Below are 21,850 nucleotides of genomic sequence, written 5' to 3'. Positions count from 1 at the left end.
CAACCCATCGGCGAAAACACAATTCGGGAAGTGTGCATGGGCACTCGTAAGTTTCGCGGTTTCGGTCTGATTGCCATCGGTGCGGTGGCTGGTGTGTTGCTCAGCGTGGGCGTGACGGCAGTCGCGCAGCGCGGCAGTCCCCTGCCTCTGGACGAGCTCAGGCAACTGAGCAACGTATTTGCCGCCATCAAGAACAACTACGTCGAGGCCGTCGACGACAAGACCCTGATCGACAATGCCATCTCCGGCATGGTGTCGAACCTGGACCCCCACTCCGCCTACCTGGATGCCGACGCGTTCCGCGAAATGCAGACGGCCACGCAGGGCGAGTTCGGCGGGCTGGGCATCGAGGTCGGCGCCGAGGACGGCTTCGTCAAGGTGATCTCGCCCATCGAGGACACGCCCGCCGCGCGCGCCGGCGTGATGGCCGGCGACCTCATCATCAAGATCGACGACACGCCCACCAAGGGCATGACGCTCAACGACGCGGTCAAGCTGATGCGCGGCGCGCCCAAGTCGCCGATCACGCTGACCATCATGCGCGCCGACCGTCCGCAGCCCATCGTGCTGAAGATCGTGCGCGACATCATCAAGGTGCGCAGCGTGCGCAGCAAGATGCTGGACAACGGCGTGGGCTACGTGCGCATCGCCCAGTTCCAGGAAAAGACCGGCGCGGACCTGGCCAAGCAGCTCAAGGACCTGGGCGCCAAGGAAGCTCCCAAGGGCCTGGTGCTGGACCTGCGCAACGACCCGGGCGGCCTGCTGACCAGCGCCATCGGCGTGGCCGGCGCCTTCCTGCCGCCCGATGCGCTGGTGGTGTCCACCGACGGCCGCACGCCCGACGCGCGCCACAAGTACCTGGCCACCCCGTCCGAGTACGCCCGCGGCGAAAGCAACTACCTGGCCGGCCTGCCGGCCTGGACCAAGAAGGTGCCGATGGTGGTGCTGGTCAACGTCGGTTCGGCCTCGGCTTCCGAGATCGTGGCCGGCGCGCTGCAGGACCACAAGCGCGCCAAGGTCCTGGGCAACCGCAGCTTCGGCAAGGGCTCGGTGCAGGTGATCCTGCCGCTGTCGGAAACCACCGCGGTCAAGCTCACCACCTCGCGCTACTTCACGCCCAGCGGCCGCTCGATCCAGGCCACCGGCATCGAGCCCGACTACGTCGTGGCCGACACCGCCGACGGCGACCTGTTCCGCCTGCCGCGCGAAGCCGACCTGCAGCGCCACCTGTCGAACCAGCAGACGGCCAACGAAGTGAAATCCAACGCCGACCAGGACAACGTCGACGTGCCGGCCAAGGTGTTCGAATTCGGCGGCAAGGACGACTTCCAGCTGCAGCAGGCGCTGAACCTGCTGGCCGGCAAGCCGGTGCAGAAGGGCTCGGCCCGCGCCCAGGCCAAGGCCGATTCCAAGCCCGGCGTGGGCGCCGCCCAGCGCATGACGATCACGCCGACCGGAGTCGAGCCCGTCAAGACCAAATGAACGACGAGCAACTGCTGCGCTACGCCCGCCACATCCTGCTCGACGAGCTGGGCATAGAAGGGCAGGAAAAACTGCTGGCGGCGCGTGTGCTCATCGTGGGGGCGGGCGGACTGGGTTCGCCTGCCGCGCTCTACCTGGCCACCGCCGGCGTGGGCGACATCACCCTGGCCGACGACGACGTCGTCGAGCTCAGCAACCTGCAGCGCCAGATCCTGCACACCAACGCCAGCGTCGGCCGCCGCAAGGCCGAGTCCGGGCGCGACATGCTGGCGGCCTTCAATCCGCAGACGCGGGTCCACGCCCGCGTCGAGCGGCTCGCGGGCCAGGCCCTGTCGGACGCGGTCGCGCAGGCCGACCTGGTGCTGGACTGCACCGACAACTTCACCACCCGCCACGCCATCAACCGCGCCTGCGTCCAGCACCGCAAGCCGCTGGTGTCCGGGGCCGCGATCCGCTTCGACGGCCAGGTCAGCGTCTACGACCTGCGCGACGACGACGCGCCCTGCTACCACTGCCTGTTTCCCGAAGCCGACGACGTCGAAGAGGCCAATTGCGCCACCATGGGCGTGTTCGCGCCGGTGGTGGGCATCATCGGCAGCATGCAGGCCGCGGAGGCCCTCAAGCTGCTGTCCGGCGTGGGCGAGAGCCTGTCGGGGCGGCTGCTGTGGCTGGACGTGCGCACCATGCAATGGCGTAGCGTCAACGTGCAGCGCGATCCGGAGTGCGCCGTCTGCGGCCATCGCGGGCGCTGAACCGGCCCGGGTATTGAACCCGCGGACAATATTAAAGGCGTCACAGACCTGCTATAACGCCAGCCTGCCCATCTGAACCCGGATGGACGTGGCCAGGGACGTGACAGCGTGGATACTGCACTGAAGTTCAGCTTGCCCAGATGGCGCCTGACGCGCTGGCTCACGCATTCCGGGCACGATACGCCGGCGGACATCCGCGCGGCGCTGATCGCCAGCCTGTTCGGCACGCTGCCGATCTTCGCCGGCGGCGTCATCAACACCCTGATGATCTCGGGCGTGGTCGCCTGGCGGCGTCCCGAGCCGCTGTACCTGTCCTGGCTGGCGATGGAAGTCCTGCTGGCCGTGGTCCGGGTGACCGTGCTGCGCTCCGCGCTGAAGGCCGCGCCCCGCGGCGGCAACACCCATACCGACATCTACATCCTGCTGGCCCTGCTGTGGGCCTTCAGCGTGGGCTACGGCGTCTTCGTCACCTTCCTCAACGGCGACTGGCTGGCCGCCACGCTGGCCGGGGTGTCCTGCGGCGCCATGGCCGGCGGCATCTGCTTTCGCAACTACGGCGCGCCGCGGCTGGTCGGCGCCATGATCTTCCTCAGCCTGGGGCCGATGTGCCTGGGCGCGCTGTTCACGGGCGAATACGTCACCGCCATCGTGTTCATCCAGATCCCGTTCTACCTGGTCAGCATGAGCATCGCGTCGCACCGGCTCAACCGCATCCTGGTGTCGACCATGCTGGCCGAGCGCGACAGCGAACGCCGCGCCAGCCAGGACGCGCTGACCGGCCTGGCCAACCGCGCCGGCCTGCAGGCCGCGCTCGAACGCGTCTGCGCCAGCGCGCGCAGCCAGGACAGCTCGGCGGCGCTGCTGTACATGGACATGGACGACTTCAAGCTCATCAACGACACCTACGGCCATGCCGCGGGCGACCAGGTGCTCATGACCATCGGCCAGCGCATGCGCGCCATGCTGCGGGTCGACGACATGGCCGCGCGCATCGGCGGCGACGAATTCATCGTGCTGGTGACCGGCATCGACGCCACCGCCGCGCTGCGGCTGGGCGAGCACCTGCTGCACGACGTCTCGCAGCCGATCACGCTGGCCGACGGCACCCGCGTCAGCGTGGGCCTGTCCATCGGCATCTCCATCGTGTCGGGGGCCAACCGCAGCCCGCAGGCGGCGCTGGATTCCGCCGACGCCGCGCTGTATCGCGCCAAGGCGCGCGGCGGACGCTGCTGCGCGGTGGCCGGCGGCGGCGAGCTGGGCGCGGCCGATGGCGGCGTGCTGCCGGACGGCGCGCGCGCGGTGGCCTGAAACGCCGCACCGGCATGCGGGCATCGTTTTCAATAAAGTTATCAGATAACCTGAAAAGTCTGTCTATAATCGCCCCATGCTGAGCAAGAGCCTGACCCTGACCGAACAGGTCGCCCGCCGGATCGCGGGCGACATCGCCGAGGGCGCCCATCCCGTGGGCGCCAAGCTGCCGCCCGGGCGCGTCCTGGCGCAGCAGTACGGCGTCAGCGCCGCCGTCATCCGCGAGGCCACCGAGCGCCTGCGCGCCCAGGGCCTGATCCAGAGCCGCCAGGGCTCGGGCAGCGTGGTGGTGTCGCGCACCGGCGCGCAGGGCTTTCAGGTGTCGGCTGGCATCGCCGACCGCGAACAATTGGCCAGCGTGTACGAACTGCGCATGGAACTGGAAGGCGGCGCGGCCGCGCTGGCGGCGCTGCGCCGCAACGCCGCGGACCTGGCGGCCATGGGGCAGGCACTGGCCGCGCTGCAGCAGCATCTGGACGACCCGGAGCAGGGCGTCGAGCACGACATCGCGTTCCACGTCGCGATCGCCGCGGCCACCCACAACCGCTACTACCAGGATCTGCTGCAGTACCTCAACCTGCAGCTGCGCCTTGCCGTCAGCACCGCGCGCAGCAACAGCCGCCGCCAGGCCGGCCTGACCGCGGCCGTGCACCAGGAGCACGTGGCCGTGTTCGAGGCCATCAGCGCCGGCGACGCCGAGCGCGCCCGGCTGGCGGCCACCCGGCATTTGCAGCAGGCGGCCAGCCGCCTGAACCTCGAACTCTTCTTTCCGGCCGCAAGGCAGACATCATGAGCGCAACCGACTTCACGCAACGCCTGGTCCAGGCCCTGGGCCCCGACACCGTTCTCACCGCCGAGGCCGACATCGCGCCCTGGCTTTCCGACTGGCGCGGCCTCTACAAGGGCCAGGCCCAGGCCGTGGTGCGCCCGCGCAGCACCGAAGAAGTCGCGACCTGCCTGGCGCTGTGCCAGCAGGCCGGCGTGCCGGTGGTGCCGCGCGGCGGCAACACCGGGCTGTGCGGCGGCGCCACGCCGGACGCGGGCGCGGCCAACGTGGTGCTCAGCCTGGACCGCATGAACGCCGTGCGCGCCATCGACACCGTGGCCAACACGATGGTGGCGGAAGCCGGCGCCATCCTCGGCAACCTGCGCCGCGCGGCCCAGGAAGCCGGCCGCCTGCTGCCGCTCAGCCTGGCGGCGGAGGATTCCAGCCAGATCGGCGGCAACGTGGCCACCAACGCCGGCGGCGTGAACGTGGTGCGCTACGGCATGGCGCGCGAACTGGTGCTGGGCCTGGAAGCGGTGCTGCCCACCGGCGAAATCTTCCACGGCTTGCGCACGCTGCGCAAGGACAATACCGGCTACGACCTCAAGCAGCTGCTGATCGGCTCGGAAGGCACGCTGGGCGTGATCACGGCGGTGGCGCTGCGCCTGTTCCCGCGCACCGACGTGCGCTCGGTGGTGCTGGCAGCGGTGGAGTCGCCGGCGCAGGCCCTGCAGCTGTTCGAGATCCTGTTCGAGCAGTGCGGCGCGCGCCTGCAGGCCTTCGAGTACTTTTCGGGTGATTGCCTGGACCTGGTGCTGGCGCACGCCGAAGGCGTGCAGGAGCCTTTCGCGCAGCGCTACCCGGGCTACGTGCTGGTGGAACTGGCCGATACCGCCGACGAGGCGGCCCTGACGAATCTGCTGGAGCACGTGATCGGCGCCGCGCTGGAGCGCGGGCTGTGCCTGGACGCGGCGGTGTCGGCGTCGCTGGCGCAGCTGCAGGCGCTGTGGAAGCTGCGCGAAGAGATATCAGAAGCGCAGCGCGCCGACGGTCCGCACCTCAAGCACGATGTGTCGCTGCCCATCGAACGCATCCCGGAATTCATGGAGTCGGCCGAGGCGCGGGTGCGGGCGCTGTTCCCGGACATCCGTCCGTTCATCTTCGGCCATTTCGGCGACGGCAACCTGCACTACAACCTGTCGCGGCCGGCCGGCGCCGACCGCGACTGGGTGGCGGTGCATGGAGAGGCGATCACGGACGCCGTGCTGGACGAGGTGAATCGCTACGGCGGGAGTATTTCGGCCGAGCACGGAATCGGGCAGCTCAAGCGAGCGCATTTCCTGCATAGCAAGGACCCGCTGGAGTTGCGCTTGATGCGCCAGATCAAGGCGGTGCTGGATCCGGCCGGGATCATGAATCCCGGGAAGTTGCTGTAGGAGGGGTGCAGCGCGAGAGTCCTTGAGCAAGAACTCATATCTCAAACGCGCGTAACCCATCAGGCGGCGCCAGCCGCCGTTTTTCGTAGCAAGAGACAAACAGCCGGCTCTCGCCGGCCGATGGGTTACGCGCCGCCTGTCACTGCCGGTGATAAACCTCGGCTCCCTTCTTCACGAACTCCACCGACTTCTCCTGCATCCCCTTCTGCAGCGCGTCCTTCTCGCTCACGCCCTGCGCCGCGGCGTAATCGCGCACGTCCTGCGTGATCTTCATGCTGCAGAAGTGCGGGCCGCACATGGAGCAGAAGTGCGCGACTTTCATCGAGTCCTTGGGCAGGGTCTCGTCGTGGAACTCCTTGGCGGTGTCGGGGTCCAGGCCCAGGTTGAACTGGTCGTCCCAGCGGAACTCGAAGCGCGCCTTGGACAGGGCGTTGTCGCGGATCGCGGCGCCGGGGTGGCCCTTGGCCAGGTCGGCGGCATGGGCGGCGATTTTGTAGGTGATGATGCCGTCCTTCACGTCCTTCTTGTTCGGCAGGCCCAGGTGCTCCTTCGGCGTGACGTAACAGAGCATCGCCGTGCCGTACCAGCCGATCAGCGCCGCGCCGATGCCGGAGGTGATGTGGTCGTAGCCGGGGGCGATGTCGGTGGTCAGGGGGCCCAGCGTGTAGAACGGCGCCTCGTGGCAGTGCTCCAGCTGCAGCTCCATGTTTTCCTTGATCATCTGCATCGGCACGTGGCCGGGGCCTTCGATCATGACCTGCACGTCGTGCTTCCAGGCCACCTGGGTCAGCTCGCCCAGGGTCTTGAGTTCGGCGAATTGCGCTTCGTCGTTGGCGTCGTAGCCCGAGCCGGGACGCAGGCCGTCGCCCAGCGAGAAGCTGACGTCGTAGGCCTTCATGATTTCGCAGATTTCCTCGAAGCGCTCGTAGAGGAAGCTTTCCTTGTGATGGGCCAGGCACCACTTCGCCATGATGGAGCCGCCGCGCGAGACGATGCCGGTCATGCGGTCGGCGGTCATGGGGATGAACGGCAGGCGCACGCCGGCGTGGATGGTGAAGTAGTCCACGCCTTGCTCGGCCTGTTCGATCAGGGTGTCGCGGAAGATATCCCAGGTCAGTTCCTCCGCCTTGCCGTCGACCTTCTCCAGCGCCTGGTAGATCGGCACGGTGCCGATGGGCACGGGCGAGTTGCGGATGATCCATTCGCGCGTTTCGTGGATGTGCTTGCCGGTGGACAGGTCCATGACCGTGTCGCCGCCCCAGCGGATCGCCCAGGTCATTTTCTCGACTTCCTCGCCAATGCCGGAGCTGACCGCGGAGTTGCCGATGTTGGCGTTGATCTTCACCAGGAAATTGCGGCCGATGGCCATCGGCTCGATTTCGGGGTGGTTGATGTTGGCCGGAATGATGGCGCGGCCGCGCGCGATCTCGTCGCGCACGAACTCGGGCGTGATGGCCGCGGGAATCGAGGCGCCGAACGATTGGCCGGGATGCTGGCGCAGCAGGCGCTTGACCATCTTCTCGCCGTCGGGGCCGCTGTCGCGCAGCGACTGCAGGTATTGCTCGCGGCGCAGGCTTTCGCGGATCGCCACATATTCCATTTCCGGCGTGACGATGCCGCGGCGCGCATAGTGCATCTGGGTCACGTTGGCGCCGGCCTTGGCGCGGCGCGGCGGGCGCTGCAGGTCGAAGCGCATGGCCGTCAGCTTGGGATCGGCCAGGCGCGCCTTGCCGTAGTCGCTGGTGGGGCCGGCCAGCACCTCGGTGTCGCCGCGTTCCTCGATCCAGGCGCGGCGCACTTCGGGCAGGCCGCGGCGGATGTCGATGCGCACGTTCGGGTCGGTATAGGGGCCGCTGCAGTCATAGACCGTGAGCGGCGGGTTCTTCTCGCCGCCGAACATGGTCGGCGTGTCGGCCTGTTCGATCTCGCGAAACGGCACGCGGATGTCGGGCCGCGAACCGGTTTCGTACACCTTGCGCGATTTGGGCAGCGGCGCGACGGCGGCCGCGTCCACTTCTGCGGTGGCGGCCAGGAATTTGGGATTTGCGTTCATGGAAAGCTCCAAGCGAGTGGTTGGAGCCGATCGGGAAGGAATTTCCGCCGCGCGCGGGCGGACGGAAATACGGCTCCCAGCATCGGCATTATCCGTACTGGTACGAAGGGACTCTCTCAACACGTCGCGGCGTTTAAGCCGCGGCGAGTACCCCTGCACGAAAGCGGAGTATAGATGCTGGCGGGCGATTCCGACGAATCGCGGCGTGCGCGGCCGGCGAGCAGGCTGGTATTACCGCTTTACAATTGGAATCAGACTGCGGCGACACGCCGATTCAGGTTCGGTACACTTTTCAGACGTGCCGGGCGCGCGCCGCGACCTGGTCTTAGTCCACTTGAGAAGGAATCGAGCATGCAACTTACCTTACGCAAATTGGCGCCCGCCCTGGTTGTCGTGACGTTGGCGCTAGCGGGTTGCAAGACCGCCCCGACCAAGACCTCCGACACCGGCGCCACCGCGCCCGCGGCCGGCCAGCAATCGACCACGCCCGCCACCGCCGCCAGCGTGGACTTCTACCTGGCCCACAAGCAGCCCGGCGCGGGCCTGCGTGAAATCAGCCTGCCCGACGGCAAGCTCTACATGCAGGAAGTGCCCGTGCTCACGCGCGCCGACCTGACCGACGCCGCCGCGCTGGTCGACCGCCAGGGCCAGAACTTCGTGGGCCTGCGCTTCTCCGAAGCCGGCGCGCGCAAGCTCAACGACGTCAGCTCCAAGAACGTCGGCAACATGCTGGCGCTGGTGATCGACCGCGAACTGGTCGCCGCTCCGCTGATCGGCGAACCGCTGAACCGCGGCGTGCTGGCCTTCGGCGTGCCCTCGGCCAAGGCCGCTTCGGAAATCGCCGCCAAGATCCGCGGCGACGCCGCGGTGCCCGCCACCAGCACGACGCCGGCCGCCAAGCCCTGATCGGCTCGCGCACGAAAGCCCGCTACGGCGGGCTTTTTTTCGTTTGAAATAGGACCACGATACGGCCCCGATCGTCAGCCGCTCTTGCGGCCGCGCGGCTTGGCGTTGCGGCGGATGCGCAGGACCTGTTCGATATAGGTCTGCGCAATGGCTTCCAGTCCGATGCGTTCGTCGGATGTGAGCGATTCCACCTGGGCTGGCGATATATTGAAGAACGGCCAGGGCGCATGCGGACGATGCCGGCCGCTGGCGCGCGGCGGACCTTCCGCCACGCCGGTGACCGGTAGCGTGTCGCTCAGGTCGTACCCGTCCATGGGCAGTTCCATCGGGCCCTTGCCGGTCTCCAGCCATTCGGCTTCGACCTTCAGCACCTGCGCCAGCTTGCGCGAAGAACGGCTGGAATGCCGCAGTCCGCTCTCATAGCTGCCGATGGCGCTTTGCGAAAGGCGCGCCATACGGGCGAGCGTTTTCTGCGTGTGGCCACGCAAAAGACGCGCATGCTTCAGCCGGTCCGAGAATGTCTTCACAAAGCGATTGAAGCGTGGCGTTAGTTTACGTTGGTAGTTATAAATATTACCTAAGTGATAAACGTATTGATGGGCAGGAGGACGGCATGCAGCAACGAGGCAGCGTTTTCGTACTCGCAAGCGATGGTGCGGCTCGCGATCTGGTCGCAATGTTGCGCACGTTCCATTGGACGGTTTGCGCGTTTGATTCCCTGGCGGCGCTACTGGACGGCCTGCAGGCCCAGATGGTCGATGTGCTGGTGTTGCAGGGCAGTTGGCCGGACGTGGCCGAGCGCGTGGTTTCGCTGGGCCGCGCGGTGCCGGCGGCGGCGCTGGTCTGGCGGGTGCGCGGCGGCGTCACGGTCGAGCGGCGCATCGCGGCGCTGGATGCCGGCGTGGACGTCTGCGTCGAAGCCGGCATGCCCGGGCCGGAATGGGATGCCTTGCTGCGCAGCCTGTGCCGGCGCGGGCGCCGGGGCGGCTCGCCGTGGCGCGTCGACCTGCAGGCCGGCGCGCTGGCCGGGCCTGCCGGCCAGCGCGTGCCCCTGACTGCGGCTGAATGTGCGTTTCTCGTCCGCCTGCTGAACGCGCCCGGCCACAGGTTGCCTCGCGAAGCGCTGCTGCCCGAGGAAGTGCGCGGCTCGCAGGTCGGCATGCGGCGGGTGGACGTGCTGGTGTCGCGGCTGCGCGCCAAGGCGCGCCGCCTCAATGTGGAATTTCCGGTGCTCGCGGTGCGCGGCTGGGGCTATATGCTGCTGCCCGACGGCAGTTAGCGCCTTGCCGCTACAGCACCACCAGGTTGTCCCGGTGCATGAGTTCCGGTTCGGTCATGCTGCCCAGAATGCGTGCAATCTGAGACGAAGGCTGGCGCAGGATGCGCCGCGTATCGGCCGACGAATAATTGATCAGCCCGCGTGCGCATTCATGTCCCTGGCTGTCCACGCAGGCCACCACGTCGCCGCGGCCGAACTCGCCTTCCACGTCGGTCACGCCGATGGGCAGCAGGCTCTTGCCTTCGCGCAGCAGCGCCCGCACGGCGCCGTCGTCCAGCACCACGCGGCCGCGCAGGCGCAGGTGGTCGGCCAGCCATTGCTTGCGCGCCGACCACACCGGCAGCACGGCGCGCAGTTCGCTGCCTATGCATTCGCCTTCGGCCAGCCGCGTGAGCACGTTACGCTCGCGGCCGGACGCAATCACCGTGTGCGCGCCGCTGTGGGCGGCGCGCTTGGCCGCCAGCACCTTGGTCAGCATGCCGCCGGTGCCGATGCCGCTGCCGGCGCCGCCGGCCATGGCTTCCAGCGCCGGATCGCCGGCCTGGGCGTGCGCCATGAACTTGGCGTCGGGATTCTTGCGGGGGTCGGAATCGTACAGGCCGCGCTGGTCCGTCAGGATGATCAGCGTGTCGGCTTCGATCAGGTTCGTGACCAGCGCGCCCAGCGTGTCGTTGTCGCCCAGCCGGATTTCATCGGTGACCACCGTGTCGTTTTCGTTCACGATGGGCACCACGCCCAGGCGCAGCAGCGCGAACAGCGTGCTGCGCGCGTTCAGGTAGCGGTGGCGGTCGGCCAGGTCTTCGTGGGTCAGCAGGATCTGCGCGGTGCGCAGGCCGAATTCGGCGAACGCGGCCTCGTAGGCCTGGCACAGCCCCATCTGGCCCACGGCGGCGGCGGCCTGCAGCTCATGCATCACCGACGGGCGCTTGCGCCAGCCCAGGCGCGCCATGCCTTCCGCGATGGCGCCGCTGGAGACCAGCACGACCTGCTTGCCCTGCTTGTGCAGGGCGGCGATCTGCGCGGCCCAGTGGGCCACGGCGGCGCGGTCCAGGCCGCGGCCTTCGTTGGTGACCAGCGACGAGCCGACTTTGGCGACGAGGCGCTGGGCTTGTGAGACGACGGAAACTGCGGGTGATTCGGCAGACATGATGGCGGCGGGCTGCGGCGCGGAAAAAAGGCGTAATCGTAAGGACTGCGATTATGGCTTATTCGTCGCCGCTGCGCGGCGTGGAACGCGGGTCGGCGTCCGAGCGCTTGTCGTCGAAGCGGGGGTCCGGCGCCACATAGCTGCCATCGGCCTGGTCCTGCGCCAACTGTTCCTTTTCACGCTCGGCGTCCAGGTAATCCTGCAGCGCGTAGATCAGGTCCTGCGTGCCCTCGCCGGACAGGCCGGAGATGCCGAACACCGGGCCCTTCCAGCCGTACAGCTCCAGGAAGCGGCGCTTGGTGTCCTCGGGGTCGGCCACCATGTCCAGCTTGTTCAGCACCAGCCAGCGCGGCTTGGCGGCCAGCTCGGGATCGTAGCGGCGCAGCTCCTCGACGATGGCGCGGGCATCGGTGACGGCCTGTTCGACCGGGTCCGCATCGGGATCGGGCGTGGACACGTCCACCAGGTGCAGCAGCACACGGGTGCGCGCCAGGTGGCGCAGGAACAGGTGGCCCAGGCCGGCGCCCTCGGAGGCGCCTTCGATCAGGCCGGGAATGTCGGCCACGACGAAACTGCGCGACGGCGAGGTGCGCACCACGCCCAGGTTGGGGTGCAGCGTGGTGAACGGGTAGTCCGCGATCTTCGGCTTGGCGTTGGAGATGCGGGTGATCAGGGTGGACTTGCCGGCGTTGGGCAGGCCGAGCAGGCCCACGTCGGCCAGCACCTTCAGCTCCATGCGCAGGTAGCGGTGCTCGCCTTCCTTGCCCGGCGTCCACTGGCGCGGCGCGCGGTTCACGCTGGACTTGAAATGGATGTTGCCCATGCCGCCCTGGCCGCCGGCGGCCAGCACCACCTTCTGGTCGTGCTGGTTCAGGTCGAACAGGACTTCGCCGGTTTCCGCGTCATGGATGACGGTGCCGACCGGCACGCGCAGCGTGATGTCGGGCGCGGCCGCGCCGTACTGGTCCGAGCCGCGGCCGTTTTCGCCGTTCTTGGCGCGGTGCAGGCGGGCGTAGCGGAAATCGATCAGCGTATTGATGTTGCGGTCGGCCACCGCGTAGATGGAGCCGCCGCGACCGCCGTCGCCGCCGTCCGGGCCGCCCTTGGGGATGAACTTTTCGCGGCGAAAGCTCGCCACGCCATTGCCGCCTTTGCCGGCGACGACCTCGATGGTGGCTTCGTCTACGAATTTCATGGTGTCCGTGCGTATGAAAAGTGAGGGCAGGGCGGGACGTCCCGGCTGCTGCCTTGAAACAAAAAAGCCCTGCCGCATGCGACAGGGCTTTGCCGAACGCGGCGGACCGCGTTGCTGACCGTGCTCTTGCCGATTACTCGGCGGCGACGATCGAAACGGTCTGCTTGTTCAACGCGCCCTTGAAGCCGAATTGAACCTTGCCGTCGACCAGCGCGAACAGGGTGTGGTCCTTGCCCATGCCGACGTTCACGCCAGCGTGGAAGCGGGTGCCGCGCTGACGCACGATGATCGAACCGGCGGGGATCAATTCACCGCCGAATGCCTTGACGCCCAGACGCTTCGATTCTGAGTCGCGTCCGTTTCGCGTAGAGCCGCCGCCCTTTTTCTGTGCCATGTTTAGCTCCTGCTAAGTGGTACCGAGTCGCTACTTAAGCCGTGATGGCTTCGATGCGGATTTCGGTGTAGTTCTGACGGTGGCCCTGACGCTTCTGGTAGTGCTTGCGACGGCGCATCTTGAAGATCTTGACCTTGTCGTGGCGGCCTTGCGCAAGAACCGTTGCCTTGACCACGGCGCCGGAGACGAGGGGCGTGCCAACTTTCAGCTGGTCGCCTTCGCCCACGGACAGCACTTGGTCCAGGGTGATTTCTTGCCCAATGTCAGCCGGTATCTGTTCTATCTTGAGTTTTTCGCCAGCGGCAACGCGATACTGCTTGCCACCGGTTTTTACGACCGCGTACATGGGGTGTTCCTTAAATAGGTAAAAAGGTCCATTTGCCTGGCCGGCCCTGCTGGGCGGGCTGCGCGCTGTGCCTGCCTGCCGTGCTCCGGATTGCAGGAGCACCACGTGCATCTGGCACAAATCACTCGGCATAAATGAAACCGACGTAATTCGGCCATTGCTGACCGAATCGAGGATATTAGCCCGAGATGCGCGGAAAGTCAAAAAGCGCTTGCAGGGTAAGGGCTTAGGTGTGGCGTACAGGCTTCATGCGGCATCGCCAGGCCTTGCGCCTTCGGTCCCAGAGTTCCGCCCGGCCGGCCGGCGGCGGCCCGGCGCGCGCCCGCGCACGTTACTCCCCGTATAATCGCTGGTCGAATCCCCCGGCCTGGTCCGGCGGTCCAGCGGTAAGAGCCGTCACGCGTACACCCTACGGCTCGTTTCACACTCCGGATACGTCTTGAATCTCCCCGCGCTCATTGCCCCCATTGCTGACGATATGAAAGCCGTCGATGCGGTTATCCGCGAGCGGCTGAACTCCGACGTGGTCCTGATCCGCACCATCGGCGACTACATCATCGGCGCCGGCGGCAAGCGCATGCGGCCGGCCATGGTGCTGATGGTGGCCCGCGCGCTGGGCTATGAAGGGACGCATCACCAGCTGCTGGCCGCGGTGGTGGAATTCATCCATACCGCCACCCTGCTGCACGACGACGTGGTCGACGAATCCGACCTGCGCCGCGGCCGCGAAACCGCCAACGCGGTGTTCGGCAACGCCGCCAGCGTGCTGGTGGGCGACTATCTGTATTCCCGTTCCTTCGAAATGATGGTCGAGGCCGACTCGATGCGCGTCATGAGCATCCTGTCCGAGGCCACCACCGTCATCGCCGAAGGCGAGGTGCTGCAGCTGCTCAACGTGCACGACCCCGACGTCTCGCAGGAGCGCTATCTGCAGGTCGTGCGCTACAAGACCGCCAAGCTGTTCGAGGCCGCCGCCCAGGTCGGCGCCGTGCTGGCCGGCGCCACGCCCGAGCAGGAAGCCGCCGCGGCGGCCTACGGCCGCCATGTCGGCACCGCCTTCCAGCTGGTCGACGACGTGCTGGACTACAGCGGTGACGCCGCCGCGCTGGGCAAGAACGTGGGCGACGACCTGCGCGAGGGCAAGCCCACGCTGCCGCTGATCCGCGTAATGGAAGTCGGCACGCCCGAACAGCAGCAACTGATCCGCGACGCCATCAAGACCGGTGACGCCGACTTCGCCGCCGTGGCCGCCGCCATCCAGGCGACCGACGCCCTGGAACACGCCCGCCAGGCCGCAATCGCCGAGGCCGAACTGGCCAAAAAAGCACTTTCCGACTATCCCATTTCCCCTTTTCAAAAATCTCTGTTAGAATTCTGCGCTTTCGCGGTAAACAGAGATCGCTGAACAAATTCAGCGGTATCGGGACCGAGAGAAAGGCAGGACAGCCCAGCCGTACTGAGCACGGCGAAGCTGAAAGTAGTAGGTAGTAAATCGGGGCGTAGCTCAGCCTGGTAGAGTACTGCGTTCGGGACGCAGGAGTCGGAGGTTCGAATCCTCTCGCCCCGACCATCTTTTGATGGTCATTCCCGAAGGAAGACCCCTTAGCCGCCTGGCTATCGGGTCTTTTTTGTTTTGGGGTGGCGGCAAGACGGTGTGTCAATTTCAAAAATGACAAAGCACATCGTGTCCAAGCCGGGCAATCTCCGCAGGATTGTGGAGATCGGGTTTCCCAATGACGATCCAGGCGTCGCTCGGATGCAAGCCTGCGAACGTATCGCTGGCGCGCCGCGTTTCATATCAGATAGGTCAATAATCCTTGAGAAAACATCGTTTCCTCATCGCTTTGGTCCTGCCTAAGATGGCCGCACATGCACGAACAACAAACAAGGAGACAATCGTGGACCAAGCGAATGGAGTGAAGAAATCCAACGTCACGGACTTCGCCTCGGCGGGACCCGGAACGCCTGGAGGCGTGATGCTTCGAAAGTACTGGCAGCCGGTGCATCTTTCGAGAGATCTGAAGAACGGCGAAGTCAAGCCGATCCACATCCTCGGTGAACGGTTTACGCTGTATCGCGGTGAAGGAGGCGCCGCGCACGTGGTTGGCTACCGTTGTGCGCATCGTCAAACCCAGTTGTCGACCGGATGGGTGCGCGGAGATTCGATTCAGTGTTACTACCATGGCTGGGCCTATAACGGCGCAGGCGAGTGCGTAGAGCGTCCCGGCGAACAACCTAGTGGTCCATGCGCCGCGGCGAATATTGACGCCTGGCCGACGCGCGAGCACATGGGCGTCATCTATGCGTACTTCGGTGAAGGGGCGGAGCCCGAGTTTCCGCCATTTCCCCACTTCGGCGATGGCGGCGTCATCGAAAACTCAGTACACCACTTCCCCTGTAATTGGTTTCAAACCTATGAAAACCAGATAGATGAAGTGCACATCGCGTTCGTCCATAGCCACAGTGGATCGCACCGCAACCTGGGGCGAGAGATCGAGCTTCCTCAGACCAAAGCTTATGAGACGGATTTCGGCATGGTGCGCGAAACGCAATCGCCAGGAAGCGATCTGCGCACAACGCTCTATCTGATGCCCAACACGATGCGCATCATCATTCCGACATTCGACGATCTGAAGGCCATCGGCGGATGGCGAGATTCCTATTTGACGCTCGTTCCGACGGACGACGAAAACCACATTCTCTTCATGACACAGCACGCCAGCGTGGCTCCGGACGAAATGGCTGCCTATCACGAGATGTGGAACAAGTTCCAGCAGCGTGTCGCCGCCGAACGCGAGCCTCGCGAGGTGGGGCAAGACATTCTCGATGGCAAGCTGACGTTCAATGATGTGCTCGACCATCCCTTGCTGCTCGTTATCGAAGACATCGTGGCCCAAACCGGCCAGATGGCGATTGCGGACCGCAGCAAGGAAATACTCGGACGCACCGACGTCGGCGTGGTGCGAATGCGCCGAGTTTTCGAACGGGAACTTCATGCCATCGCTGAGGGCCAAGCCTCGAAGACTTGGCGCTACGATGGGCTGCCCCCCCGGCAAGGGTTCTGAATCCCGCTCAGCTGGCGTTGATCTGCAACTGTTCCTGAACGCCGGCTTCCTGCAGACACTCGAGAAAAAGCACGGTCGCGATTGTCGGTTCGCGCGACGCCAGCGTGGCTGAGCATATTGGCCACGAAGGCAAGTCGTCGGCCAACGGCAGCGAACGTATCAGTTTCAAGTCATGCTGGAGCCAGTGCACGAAGTGAACGGGCAATGCCGTAAGCATGCCGTTGGTTCTTACCAGTTCCAGCAGGAGATGGATTTCGAGCGTTTCGACGACGACCAGGGTGCGCGGCGCGCCGTGAGTCAACAACTGATGTTCGATCACGCGCCGCGTCGAGGTTTGCGCCGGCACCAGTACCCAGCGCTGGCTGACGAGGTCGCGCCATGTGACACGGTCTTTCCCGACCAGGGGATGGGTGAACGAACTGGCGATCGTCACTCGCTCCGAGTACAGCACATTCACGGAGATTTCGTCATGCTTGTCGAATCGTTCGATGTCGAAGTGCGAAACAATCAAATCGCAGCGGTTGTGAAGCAGATCCGCCACGAGGTCTTGGGCGAAGTTGCTATGAAAGCAGATCGTGACGTTCGGCGCTTTACGTTCCATCAGCCCGATGGCGGTAGATAACAGTCGTGGAGAGACCGCGCCCATCAGACCGACGTCCAGCCGTTCTCCCTTGCCGCTGACCAATGCGTAGAAATCGGCTTCCGCCCGATCCAGCTGGTTAAGAATCAGATCGGCATGCCGGATCATCTGTCGTCCCACAATCGTAGGACTGAGGTTCCTGGTGTTGCGATCAAACAGCCTGGCTCCGAGCAGTTCTTCGAGTTCCCGTAAACCCCTGGATACCGCGGATTGCGAGGTGTTCAGTTCCTCGGCGCAGCGAACGATGCTCAATGTTCTGTTAAGCGTTTCCAGAAGCCGCATATGCCTGATGGTGAGGTTTCTCTTGAAGGTTGTCACGGAGCCTGCCTTGGAAACGGGTATTGAAGGAAGCAACTAGATTCGATGAAAAACCAAACCAAGCCAAACACAACGAGGGGAGACAGCTTATGAACGTCAGCGCTTTGATAGACCGCCGATTCAGCACGTTCCAGATAGAAGTGCTGATCTTATGCTTTTTCATGTCGTTGATCGACGGGTTTGACTCGCAAATCATGAGCGTCGCGGTGCCCGCCGTCGTGGAGGATATGAACTTGCCGCCCAGCGCATTGGGGGCGCTTTTGTCGGCTTCGCAGTGGGGCGCGCTGGTGGGTGCCCTCACGCTCGGGAACTATGCCGACCGGGTAGGCCGTCGTCTCGTATTGATTTTTTGCGGCCTATTGCTGAGCGCCACGATGATAGGCACCGCGATGGCCGGCTCTCATCTGGAGCTTGTCGTCCTGCGCATACTGACGGGCCTCGGCGTCGGAGGCGCGATGCCGTGTTTCATCGCGCTCTCGATAGAGTATTCGCCGCGCCGCTACCGTTCCACAGTCGCATCGATCGTCTGTTCGGGAGTGCCAGTCGGAGGCATCGTGGTCGGCATGATGGGGGCGGCCATGATGCCGGAGCTGGGTTGGCGATCGGTCTTCTGGGCTGGCGGCGCGCTATCGCTGGCGGTAACGCTGCTGACGGCGTGGCGTATTCCGGAGTCGGTCGCGTTCGCCATCGCGCAGCGATATCCCGCGGCGGCGATTCGTCGAATACTCGAGCGGCTGGCTCCCGGCGAAATCGATGCCGGGGAAACCCGGTTTTTCACCGACGACAGCGCGGCCGGCCAGGTCAAGGCATCGGTACGCGAGTTGTTTCGTGGAAATCTTGCCTGGGTCACGATGCTTTGCTGGATTGCGTTTTTCCTGAGCTACATCGTTCTCATCGGCACGCTCGTATGGACCCCGGGTCTGATGCGCCAGTCCGGAATGGACATGTCGTCCGCGTCGCTCGTGCTCTCGCTGAACAATGTCGGGGGGCTTGTCGGATTCATCGTTGGAGGATATCTCGCCGATCGGTTTCGCGGGCGGTTCTGGCTGACGCTGATGCTGATCTACGGCGGTGGAACCTGCAGCGTCTTTTTCATGGGAGTCTTGGCGCCGGCGTTCTGGCCGGTCGCGGTATCTGCAATCCTGGTCGGGTTCTTCATTGCGGCCGGCGTCGGCGTTCTCTATGCATTCACGGCGCTGCTTTATCCCGTTTCGGTTCGTTCGACCGGAGTGGGCTGGGCTTCTGGCGCGGCGCGCATCGGCGCATCGATGGGTCCGCTCATCCTGGGCTGGCTGTATGCGGGCGGATGGGGCGTGACCGAGATGCTGTCGGTGCTTGCCGCGCTCGCTCTGGCCAATATCGTCATCATCAGGATGATGGGCGTCGCCAGCACAATTCGGCGAAACGCCGCATCGGAGCACACGACAGGCGCAACGCCTCCCGCAGCCTGAGCAGGAATCCCGGCTCCTCGAGAGCCCAGGCATTCCTGCGCCCAAGAAAAATCAGCGTAGCACTCTCAAACTTGACATGACTGGAGTAGATCATGGAAAGGTCTGTAAAAAGAACTAATTTGCTTCTGATTTGCGCGATAGTGTGTTTGAGTTCTTTTTCCGCTCTTGCCAAAAACTCTCTGACGCTATACGGACTCATAGATTCCGGCGTGGAGTATCTGTCCGGTGTTTCCGGAGGCAGCCGTCTGCGGATGCCGGCAATCACCGGTTCCTTTCCGTCGCGCTGGGGTTTGCGCGGCGCCGAAGATCTGGGGGGCGGCTACCAGGCCGTTTTCACGGCGGAAAGCGGCTTCAATGCGAATAATGGAACGTCCGGACAAGGCAGCCGTCTGTTCGGGCGCCAGGTGTGGGTAGGCATCAAATCGCCTTATGGGACGCTCAGTTTAGGCCGCCAGTATTCGATGACCTATATCTCCCTGTTAGACGGCGATGTCATGGGCCCTTCGATTTACAGCCTGGGCTCTCTCAGTCCCAATATTCCGAACGACCGGGTCGACAACACCATTTCCTATTTTGGAAAGTTCGACACATGGACCGTCGGCGCGACATACTCGCTGGGAGGGCGTGACTCGGCCGGAACCGGAAACACCCCCGGACAAGGCACCTGTGCGGGAGCGGAAACCGGCGATTTTCACCGCTGTCAGGAGTGGTCCGCGCTGCTCCGATACGACACGGAGTGGTTTGGTGGGGGCGCTTCTTATGAACAACAGCGTGGCGGCCCGGGCGCTGCCGCGAACTTTTTCGATGGCGTCGCGCCGACTCCGTTTACCAGCAGTTCGGACAAAGACAGATTGATCCAATTGAACGGCTGGATCAACGTATACGGCTTTAAGATCACGACCGGCTGGCTGGGGCGCCGCATGACATCGGATTCGGCAGGCGGTGTCGAAGTGCGTTCGAATATCTATTACTTGACCGCCCGCTACCAGTTCACCCCGGCATTCGCCGTCGACGGCGGGGCATACCGGATAATCAATAGCGATCACGATACGCGAGCCACGCTCAGTACGCTGCGCGCGACATATGAGTTTTCGACACGCAGCGCGGTCTATGCGCAATTGGGCCACATCGCCAATAGTTCCGCCGCCAATTATTCCCTGAGTAGCGGCGGGCCGGCGCCTCCCGGCAAGGGTGCATCTCAGACCGGTGTCGTCATCGGCATGCGGCACGTGTTCTAGCGAGAGGGGGAGGATAATCAAATGAAAGTCAGAGTCGTCTCGAAGTCTCTGGTGGCCGCCGACATCGTCGCATTCGAATTGGCGGCGATGGGCGATGAAAAACTGCCGGAATTTTCTGCGGGATCGCATATCGACGTGCATCTTCCGGATCGGGTCATCCGGCAGTATTCCCTGTGCAATTCGCCGCAGGAAGCGCAGCGTTATCGCATCGCCGTGCTGCGGGATCGGCATTCGCGAGGCGGCTCGATCGCGATGCACGCGCTTGACGAGGGGGATACTGTCGAAATCAGCAGGCCCAGGAATCGCTTTGCGCTGGCGGACGAGGCAGGGCACTCCGTGCTGCTTGCCGGCGGCATAGGCATAACGCCGCTGCTTTCGATGGCGGAACAGTTGGCCGCGAATGGTCTTTCATTCGAAATACATTATTGCGCGCGCAGTCCCGCATGCGCCGCATTCCTGCCGCGGCTGGCGAAACCCGACATGAAAGACAAGGTCAAGCTCTACTTCAGCCAATCCGGCGGCGCGCGCATCGATTTTGCGGAGGCGCTCTCGAATCCTGATCCTGGAAGTCATGTTTATGTTTGCGGGCCGGGGCGTTTCTGCGACGCCGCGCTGGCGCAGGCCGAGCAGTCCGGATGGCTACCGGCAAATGTGCACAGCGAGCGTTTTAGCGCCTCTCTCGAAAACGCCGGAGGGCAAAGCCGTGCGTTCAAAGTAAAACTGGCCAGCAGCGGCCGGATTATCGAGGTGAATGCCGGTGAGACCGTTGTGGCGGCACTCGCGCGCCACGGCATCGAGATCGCCATGTCATGTTCCCAGGGCGTGTGCGGCACCTGCCTGACCCGGGTGCTCGATGGCGAACCGGACCATCGAGATGTCTATCTGACCGACGAAGAAAAGGCGGCCAACGACCAGTTTCTTCCGTGCTGCTCGGGCGCCAAATCGGCCCTGTTGGTGCTGGATCTGTAGCCGGCTGTTCCGTGGGGTTCAAGGCTGTGGCGCGGGGTCCTGCTCCGGGGCGGTCGCCGCCACCGCTTGCAGGCATTCGATCAGCCCCCGCATGTGCGGCGACAGGTCCAGGCTGCAATGGCGGACCAGGCCGATGGGGCCGAAGACGGGCGGCAGGTCGATGTCCAGGATGGCCAGGCCCTGGCCGCGGGCCAGGTGGCGGGCCACGCAGCGCGGCATGAGCGACAGGGTGTCGCTGCTGTTCATCAGGATGGTGTTGTTCAGCGCGGACGCCGATTCGATCCGGGCGTAGGGATAGACGCCATGGCGTTGCAGCAGCATGTCCAGGCCGATGCGCACCGGGCTGCCGCGCGGCGGCATGATCCATGGGTAGGCGGCCAGCCGCTGCCACGGCACGCCCGGTTCGCCGGCCAGCGGATGGCCGGCGCGCGCGCAGACGCACATCGGCTCTTCATACAGCACCTGGCTGGCGAGGTCGGATTTGCGCACGGCCTCGCCCAGCCTGGCGACCAGCAGGTCGAGCTTGCGGGTGTACAGCTCCGGGGCCAGCGCTTCGAGCGAGCCTTCGCGCACCAGCACGTTGACGTTGGCGGCCTGCTGCTTGAACCGCAGCAGCGCGCGCGGCACGAGGAAGGCGGCGGCGGTGGAGTTGACGCCGATGCTGATGGTCTCGACGTCCAGGTCCGGCGCGCCGGACCATTCGCCGCTCATGCGTTCCAGGTCGCCCAGCACCCAGCGCGCATGGCGGATCAGCGATTCGCCGTGGCGCGTGGGGAAGGTGCCTTTGGGCGTGCGGTCGAACAGGCGCGCGCCGAGCATGTCTTCGAGTTCGGCGATCATGCGCGATACGGCCGGCTGGGTGGTGGCCAGGCGCCGGGCCGCCAGGCCGACGTTGTGCACTTCGTCCAGCACCCGCATCAGGTGCAGGTGGCGCAGCCGCAGCCGCCCGCGCAGATACCAGACGGGCGGCAGGGCGGGGGAGTCGTCGGCGGGCTGCATCTACATATCAACATTGATATGGAAAGGCCAAAATATATCATTGGACCGGAATGTGCCGCTGTTCCATGATCGTCATGACCAGCGCGCCCGCCGACGAGGCGCGCGG

General features: G+C 64.9%; 20 protein-coding genes and 1 tRNA gene. 13 read left to right on the top strand and 8 right to left on the bottom strand.

The annotated features are described in order from the left end of the window. Window positions 1-36: 36 nt before the first annotated feature. From AC1IQ6_RS25530 to AC1IQ6_RS25510, 5 genes are all read left to right on the top strand, one after another. Complete coding sequence (locus tag AC1IQ6_RS25530) at window positions 37-1,482, top strand: S41 family peptidase (RefSeq protein ID WP_102775305.1); 1,446 nt, start codon at window positions 37-39, stop codon at window positions 1,480-1,482. Continuing rightward, a complete protein-coding gene (locus AC1IQ6_RS25525; protein WP_102775306.1) occupies window positions 1,479-2,234 on the top strand; it encodes a HesA/MoeB/ThiF family protein in 756 nt (251 codons plus the stop codon). Before AC1IQ6_RS25530 ends, AC1IQ6_RS25525 begins: the two co-directional genes overlap by 4 nt. A 108-nt stretch (window positions 2,235-2,342) precedes the next feature. Then, on the top strand, window positions 2,343-3,542 hold the full coding sequence (locus AC1IQ6_RS25520) for a diguanylate cyclase domain-containing protein (RefSeq protein ID WP_485865480.1): 1,200 nt from the start codon (window positions 2,343-2,345) through the stop codon (window positions 3,540-3,542). A gap of 76 nt (window positions 3,543-3,618) precedes the next feature. Then, window positions 3,619-4,335, top strand: a complete 717-nt coding sequence (locus tag AC1IQ6_RS25515; protein ID WP_102775308.1) for a FadR/GntR family transcriptional regulator — start codon at window positions 3,619-3,621, stop codon at window positions 4,333-4,335. Beyond that, window positions 4,332-5,744 carry an FAD-binding oxidoreductase gene (locus AC1IQ6_RS25510; RefSeq protein WP_111826830.1) on the top strand — a complete coding sequence of 471 codons (1,413 nt, stop codon included), beginning with the start codon at window positions 4,332-4,334 and terminating at the stop codon, window positions 5,742-5,744. Before AC1IQ6_RS25515 ends, AC1IQ6_RS25510 begins: the two co-directional genes overlap by 4 nt. A gap of 139 nt (window positions 5,745-5,883) precedes the next feature. On the opposite strand, the gene thiC is transcribed toward AC1IQ6_RS25510, so the two are convergent. Then, a complete protein-coding gene (gene thiC / locus AC1IQ6_RS25505; protein WP_485865479.1) occupies window positions 5,884-7,797 on the bottom strand; it encodes a phosphomethylpyrimidine synthase ThiC in 1,914 nt (637 codons plus the stop codon). A gap of 351 nt (window positions 7,798-8,148) precedes the next feature. On the opposite strand from thiC, the gene AC1IQ6_RS25500 reads away from it, so the two are divergent. Beyond that, the gene (locus AC1IQ6_RS25500; RefSeq protein WP_102775311.1) at window positions 8,149-8,703 is read left to right on the top strand and encodes a SecDF P1 head subdomain-containing protein; all 555 of its coding nucleotides are present in this window, start codon (window positions 8,149-8,151) and stop codon (window positions 8,701-8,703) included. A 74-nt stretch (window positions 8,704-8,777) separates the two neighbouring features. On the opposite strand, the gene AC1IQ6_RS25495 is transcribed toward AC1IQ6_RS25500, so the two are convergent. Further along, the gene (locus AC1IQ6_RS25495; RefSeq protein ID WP_102775312.1) at window positions 8,778-9,230 is read right to left on the bottom strand and encodes a helix-turn-helix domain-containing protein; all 453 of its coding nucleotides are present in this window, start codon (window positions 9,228-9,230) and stop codon (window positions 8,778-8,780) included. Window positions 9,231-9,379: 149 nt separating this feature from the next. On the opposite strand from AC1IQ6_RS25495, the gene AC1IQ6_RS25490 reads away from it, so the two are divergent. Then, window positions 9,380-9,982, top strand: coding sequence for a winged helix-turn-helix domain-containing protein (locus AC1IQ6_RS25490; RefSeq protein WP_246842536.1), 603 nt, complete (start codon window positions 9,380-9,382; stop codon window positions 9,980-9,982). Window positions 9,983-9,992: 10 nt separating this feature from the next. Here the strand turns inward: AC1IQ6_RS25490 and proB are convergent, their stop codons facing one another. The 4 genes from proB to rplU all read right to left on the bottom strand — a co-directional run bounded on the left by proB (window position 9,993) and on the right by rplU (window position 13,064). Further along, on the bottom strand, window positions 9,993-11,129 hold the full coding sequence (gene proB, locus AC1IQ6_RS25485) for a glutamate 5-kinase (protein WP_102775314.1): 1,137 nt from the start codon (window positions 11,127-11,129) through the stop codon (window positions 9,993-9,995). 58 nt (window positions 11,130-11,187) lie between these two features. Further along, window positions 11,188-12,324 (bottom strand): GTPase ObgE, encoded by a 1,137-nt coding sequence (gene obgE / locus AC1IQ6_RS25480; RefSeq protein ID WP_102775315.1) that lies wholly within the window; start codon window positions 12,322-12,324, stop codon window positions 11,188-11,190. Between the two features lie 133 nt (window positions 12,325-12,457). Continuing rightward, window positions 12,458-12,718 carry a 50S ribosomal protein L27 gene (gene rpmA / locus AC1IQ6_RS25475; protein WP_006389959.1) on the bottom strand — a complete coding sequence of 87 codons (261 nt, stop codon included), beginning with the start codon at window positions 12,716-12,718 and terminating at the stop codon, window positions 12,458-12,460. 34 nt (window positions 12,719-12,752) lie between these two features. After that, window positions 12,753-13,064, bottom strand: a complete 312-nt coding sequence (rplU, locus tag AC1IQ6_RS25470) for a 50S ribosomal protein L21 (RefSeq protein ID WP_006216228.1) — start codon at window positions 13,062-13,064, stop codon at window positions 12,753-12,755. A 439-nt stretch (window positions 13,065-13,503) separates the two neighbouring features. Here rplU and ispB point away from each other — a divergent pair, with 439 nt between their 5' ends. The 3 genes from ispB to AC1IQ6_RS25455 all read left to right on the top strand — a co-directional run bounded on the left by ispB (window position 13,504) and on the right by AC1IQ6_RS25455 (window position 16,129). After that, on the top strand, window positions 13,504-14,469 hold the full coding sequence (gene ispB / locus AC1IQ6_RS25465; RefSeq protein WP_102775316.1) for an octaprenyl diphosphate synthase: 966 nt from the start codon (window positions 13,504-13,506) through the stop codon (window positions 14,467-14,469). An 88-nt stretch (window positions 14,470-14,557) separates the two neighbouring features. Continuing rightward, window positions 14,558-14,634: transfer RNA gene (locus AC1IQ6_RS25460), tRNA-Pro, on the top strand. Between the two features lie 328 nt (window positions 14,635-14,962). Beyond that, window positions 14,963-16,129: a Rieske 2Fe-2S domain-containing protein gene (locus AC1IQ6_RS25455; protein WP_485865478.1), complete on the top strand. Its 1,167-nt coding sequence runs from the start codon at window positions 14,963-14,965 to the stop codon at window positions 16,127-16,129. Between the two features lie 7 nt (window positions 16,130-16,136). Here the strand turns inward: AC1IQ6_RS25455 and AC1IQ6_RS25450 are convergent, their stop codons facing one another. Further along, entirely contained in the window at window positions 16,137-17,087 is a 951-nt protein-coding gene (locus AC1IQ6_RS25450; protein ID WP_485865477.1) for a LysR family transcriptional regulator, read from the bottom strand. 23 nt (window positions 17,088-17,110) lie between these two features. On the opposite strand from AC1IQ6_RS25450, the gene AC1IQ6_RS25445 reads away from it, so the two are divergent. From AC1IQ6_RS25445 to AC1IQ6_RS25435, 3 genes are all read left to right on the top strand, one after another. Then, window positions 17,111-18,538, top strand: coding sequence for an MFS transporter (locus AC1IQ6_RS25445; RefSeq protein ID WP_485865476.1), 1,428 nt, complete (start codon window positions 17,111-17,113; stop codon window positions 18,536-18,538). Window positions 18,539-18,630: 92 nt separating this feature from the next. Continuing rightward, the gene (locus tag AC1IQ6_RS25440; RefSeq protein ID WP_485865475.1) at window positions 18,631-19,776 is read left to right on the top strand and encodes a porin; all 1,146 of its coding nucleotides are present in this window, start codon (window positions 18,631-18,633) and stop codon (window positions 19,774-19,776) included. 21 nt (window positions 19,777-19,797) lie between these two features. Continuing rightward, window positions 19,798-20,745, top strand: coding sequence for a PDR/VanB family oxidoreductase (locus AC1IQ6_RS25435; RefSeq protein WP_485865474.1), 948 nt, complete (start codon window positions 19,798-19,800; stop codon window positions 20,743-20,745). A gap of 18 nt (window positions 20,746-20,763) precedes the next feature. Here AC1IQ6_RS25435 and AC1IQ6_RS25430 read toward each other — a convergent pair whose 3' ends face one another. After that, window positions 20,764-21,744 (bottom strand): LysR family transcriptional regulator, encoded by a 981-nt coding sequence (locus AC1IQ6_RS25430; protein ID WP_485865473.1) that lies wholly within the window; start codon window positions 21,742-21,744, stop codon window positions 20,764-20,766. Window positions 21,745-21,850: the final 106 nt, after the last annotated feature.

It is taken from the genome of Achromobacter sp. MUI-25009338 (assembly GCF_057359325.1).
This window is presented reverse-complemented; position numbering and strand designations above follow the sequence as displayed.